Source organism: Sandarakinorhabdus rubra (assembly GCF_010994245.1).
GTDB classification, from domain to species: Bacteria; Pseudomonadota; Alphaproteobacteria; order Sphingomonadales; family Sphingomonadaceae; genus Sandarakinorhabdus; species Sandarakinorhabdus rubra.
In genome coordinates this window covers 1-3,958 of sequence record NZ_WMHO01000229.1, presented here as the reverse complement: position 1 = coordinate 3,958, position 3,958 = coordinate 1, and the positions used below count along the sequence as shown (strand labels likewise).

The following is a 3,958-nucleotide window of genomic DNA, read 5'->3' as shown; positions in this document are numbered from 1 at the left end:
ACCGCGCTGGGCAACGTGATGCTGGCGCGCGAACTGGCCGGCAGCCCGCTCCTGGCCCGGCTGTTCGGCGCCCGCCGCCGCGCCGCGCGAGACGAGGCCGAGGCCATGCTTGCCGCGGTCGGGCTGGCCGATGCCGGGGATCGTTATCCGGCGCAGATGTCGGGCGGGATGCAGCAGCGGCTCGCCATTGCGCAGGCGCTGATGATGCAGCCGCGCATCCTGCTGCTCGACGAGCCCTTCGGCGCGCTCGATCCCGGCATCCGCGCCGACATGCACCTGCTCATTCGCCGGCTGTGGCGGGAGCGTCAGCTCACCATCATCATGGTCACCCACGATATCCGCGAGGCCTTCGCGCTGGGCACGCGGGTGATCGCGCTCGACAAGCGCCGCCACGATCCGCAAGCGCCGCACCGCTTTGGCGCCACCGCCACCTATGATCTGAAGCTGCGGCCCAAGGCCGATGAATTGCCCGATGCGGCCAGTCTGCCGGCGCTGCCGGCGCCGGGTGAAGACCTGGCAGGGCCGGGCGACAGCGCGATGGGGCCGGCATGACCGCCGCGACCTCTCTCACTGCGCCCGCCCCGCCGACCCTGGCGCGGCTCAGCATCAGCCTGCCCGCGGCGTTGATGCAGCGGCTGGATGCGATGCTGGCGGAGCGGCAACTGGCCTCGCGTTCGCAGCTGCTGGCCGAGCTGATCAGCCATGCGCTGGCTGAGCACGAGGCGCTCACCCACCCCGATGCGCTGTTCGCCGGCACCATCACCCTTGTCTATCGCGCCGATCGCGGCCGCGTGCGCCAGCAGCTGGCCCAGATCGAGGCCGCCTTTCTGAAGGAGGTCATCTCGGCCCAGCATGTCTTCCTGGAAGACGACCAGTCGCTGGAAGTGCTGCTGCTGCAGGGGCCGGCGCTGCGGCTGCGCGCCCTGGCCGATGCGCTGCGCCAGGTGCGCGGCGTGCAGCAGCTTGATCTTGTCACCACCACCGCCCTCCTGCCGCCGCTGCATCAGCAGGGCCACTTCCCACGGGACTATATGCCATGACCGCTCCCATCACGCCGTTGCCCGGCGGCGCGCTAGCCGATCCGAACGCCGCGCGCGCCCATGCCCGCGCCCAGGGCGGCACCGTCGTGGAGGCGATGCCGATCCTGCCGCCGGTGGCTACCGATCTGCCGGCCGGCGTCGCCGCCGAGGACCTGCTGTGGGAAGAAACCGTGGCGCCCGGAGGCTATGCCACTCGCCGCCTGCCGCGCGGCGCCCGGCTGCGCCTCATCGACAAGGCCGGGGACGCGGCAGCAAGCCTGCAGATCTTCAATGCCGGCATGCCGACCGAGCGGCTGAACATGGCGGATACAGTGAAGGTGCAGTGGAACGCCTATCTGGGGCCGGGCAAGCTGCTGTTGTCCGACATGGGCCGGGTGCTGATGAGCATCGTCGAGGATACCGCCGGCACGCATGACTGTTTCAGCGGTGTCTCCAATGCCGCCACCAATGCCGCCCGCTATGGCAATGGCGCCAACAGCGGCCCGCATCCCAACGGGCGGGACCGCTTCCTCCTGGGCGCGGCCAAGCATGGCCTTTCGCGCCGCGACGTGCACCCGGCGATCACCCTGTTCAAGGGCACCCGCATCGAGGCTGATGGTGGCATCACGCCCGTCGTGGGTCCGTTCGCGCCCGGGCGCCACGTGCTGTTGCGCGCCGAGATGGAGGTGATCATCGTCATCGCCAACTGCCCGCACGTGCTCGATCCGCGCCCCGAATATTGCTCCACCCCCTTGCGCCTGACCGCCTGGCGCGGGCCGGTGACACCGGTGGACGACCCCATCCGCACCGCGACACCGGAAGGCCTGCGCGCCTTCCTGAATGTCGAAGATCTTTATCGCCGTTGAGAACCGCCATGACACATGATCCCCATCTGGCCGGCCTGCCCGGCGCCATCCTCCACGACGAGATCGTGCCGGCGCGCGCGCCCTGGCTGCACCATGTGAATGCCGGGCAGACGCTGCGCATCGTTGACCTTGAAGGCAACCAGGCGGTCGATTTCCTGATCTATGCCGCCCACGATGATGCCGAACGCTATTCGGCGCAGGACACGGTGGCCGCGCAGGGCAATCTGTTCCTGCGCACCGGCACCAAGCTGATGTCAAACGAAGGCCGGCCGCTGATGACCATCGCCGCCAGCGCGGTCGAGTATCACGACACCATCGGCGGGGCCTGCTCGGTTGAATCCAACTCGCTGCGCTATGGCCATCACACCAAGTGCCAGCATGCCTGCGTGGAGAATTTCCTCGAAGCCAATCTGAGCGAGGGGCGCGGCAAACGCGACATCGTGGCCAACATCAACTTCTTCATGAACGTGCCGGTGGAGGCCGATGGCGCGCTGGGCATCGTCGACGGCATCTCCGCGCCGGGCCTGACGGTGGACCTGAAGGCCGACATGGACGTGATCGTGGTCGTGTCCAACTGCCCGCAGATCAACAACCCGTGCAACGCCTTCAACCCGACTCCGGTCCGGATGATCGTCAGCGCATGAGCCTCGACACCGTTCTCATCGCCAATCGCGGCGCCATCGCCACACGCATCATCCGCACGCTGAAGGCGATGGGCCTGCGGTCGGTCGCGGTCTATTCCGACGCCGACGAGGCGTCCGCCCATGTCGCCGCCGCCGATGTGGCGGTGCGCCTGCCCGGCGAGCGCCCCGCCGACACCTATCTGGACGGTGCCGCCATCATCAGGGCGGCGCTGGCGACCGGCGCCCAGGCCATCCACCCGGGCTATGGCTTCCTGGCCGAGAATGCCGATTTCGCGGACGCCTGCGCGGCCGCCGGCCTGGTATTCATCGGCCCGACGCCCGACAATATCCGCACCTTCGGCCTGAAGCACAGCGCCCGCGCGCTGGCCGCCGCGCACGGCGTGCCGCTGGCGCCGGGCAGCGACCTGCTGCGTGACCGCGACGCGGCGCTGGCGGCCGCGCGCAGCATCGGCTTTCCGGTGATGCTGAAGGCCACCGCTGGTGGTGGCGGCATCGGCATGCGCGTGTGCGCCGACGAAGCGGCGCTGGCCGACGGCTTTGATGCGGTGGCCCGGCTTGGCCAGAGCAATTTCGGCGATGGCGGCGTGTTTCTCGAGCGCTTCGTGGCCCGCGCCCGCCATGTCGAGGTGCAGATTTTCGGCGATGGCAAGGGCCGCGTCCTGGCACTTGGCGAGCGGGACTGTTCGCTCCAGCGCCGCAACCAGAAGGTGGTGGAAGAGGCCCCGGCGCCCGGCCTGCCAGAGGCGGTGCGCGCCCGCCTGATCGCCGCTGCCGTGCGGCTGGGCGAGGCTGCGCGCTATCTGAACGCCGGCACGGTGGAATTCCTCTATGACGCCGATGCCCAGGATTTCTTCTTCCTCGAGATGAACACCCGGCTCCAGGTCGAACATGGCGTCACCGAGGCGGTGATGGGCATCGATCTGGTTGAATGGATGGTGCGTGCCGCCGCCGGCGATTTCGCCTTCATGGACGCGCCCGCGCCCACGCCATCGGGCCATGCCGTGCAGGTGCGCCTCTATGCCGAGGATCCGGCGCTCGATTACCGGCCCACCACGGGCCTGCTGACGGCGGTCGACTTCCCAGCCGATATCCGCACCGAGACGTGGGTGGCGGCGGGCAGCCAGGTCAGCGCCTTCTATGATCCGATGCTGGCCAAGCTGATTGTCCATGCCCCGACGCGCGACGAGGCCGTGGCCGCCATGGCCCGCGCGCTGGATGCCAGCCGCATCGACGGGATCGAGACCAACCTTCGCTGGCTGCGCAGCGTGGTCAGGATGCCGGCCTTCACCAGCGGGGACGTGTCCACCCGCGCGCTGGCCGATGTGGTATATGCGCCGCGCTGCATCCGCGTGCTGGCCGGCGGCACTGCCACCAGCGTGCAGGACTGGCCGGGCCGCCAGCGCCTGTGGGCGGTGGGCGTGCCGCCGTC

Annotated in this window: 5 protein-coding genes; all 5 read left to right on the top strand. The window is 69.4% G+C overall.

Annotated elements, in window-relative coordinates:
• A partial coding sequence (locus GJV64_RS12235) for an ATP-binding cassette domain-containing protein (protein ID WP_164157503.1) occupies window positions 1-552 on the top strand: 552 nt, incomplete at its 5' end.
• Complete coding sequence (locus tag GJV64_RS12230; protein WP_164157501.1) at window positions 549-1,040, top strand: CopG family ribbon-helix-helix protein; 492 nt, start codon at window positions 549-551, stop codon at window positions 1,038-1,040. The genes GJV64_RS12235 and GJV64_RS12230, both read left to right, overlap by 4 nt.
• The gene (locus GJV64_RS12225; protein WP_164157499.1) at window positions 1,037-1,885 is read left to right on the top strand and encodes an urea amidolyase associated protein UAAP1; all 849 of its coding nucleotides are present in this window, start codon (window positions 1,037-1,039) and stop codon (window positions 1,883-1,885) included. Before GJV64_RS12230 ends, GJV64_RS12225 begins: the two co-directional genes overlap by 4 nt.
• An 8-nt stretch (window positions 1,886-1,893) precedes the next feature.
• The gene (locus tag GJV64_RS12220) at window positions 1,894-2,529 is read left to right on the top strand and encodes an urea amidolyase associated protein UAAP2 (RefSeq protein WP_164157497.1); all 636 of its coding nucleotides are present in this window, start codon (window positions 1,894-1,896) and stop codon (window positions 2,527-2,529) included.
• A partial coding sequence (locus GJV64_RS12215; protein ID WP_328799185.1) for an acetyl-CoA carboxylase biotin carboxylase subunit occupies window positions 2,526-3,958 on the top strand: 1,433 nt, incomplete at its 3' end. The genes GJV64_RS12220 and GJV64_RS12215, both read left to right, overlap by 4 nt.